1 pseudogene is annotated in these 437 nt (G+C 69.1%); it reads right to left on the bottom strand.

From position 1 onward, the window contains the following. Window positions 1-437: pseudogene (locus ACY45C_RS01815) on the bottom strand (DNA integrity scanning diadenylate cyclase DisA); the annotation flags it as partial.

The following is a 437-nucleotide window of genomic DNA, read 5'->3' on the forward strand; positions in this document are numbered from 1 at the left end:
TGCGCGGCCGTCCCCGCCTTCGACCCGATCGGCAGATAGTCGCGGACGGTGAGTTCACGCTCGGTCTCGACTCCGGCCATCAGCTCCTCGAGCTGCAGGGACAGCAGCCGGCCGTCGGTGCCGAGCTCGACGACGTAGCCTTCGATCTCGTCGGCTATGCGGCGCACCATCTCCAGCCGCTGGCTCACCGAAATCGCGTCGCGGACCGTGACGAGGTCCTCGATCTCCAGTGCGGACAGGGTGCCCGCGACCTCGTCAAGCCGCAGCTTGTAAGGCTCGAGGGTGGCCAGGGCCTGGTTCGCCCGGGACAGGATGGCGGCCGAGCCGTCCAGCACGTACCGCCGCCCGGCGACGTACAGCGCGATGATGTGCATCGACTGGCTGACCGAGATGACGGGGAACTCGGCCTGCTTGGCGACCCGCTCGGCGGTCCGGTG

The organism is Frankia sp. CcWB2, assembly GCF_977927585.1.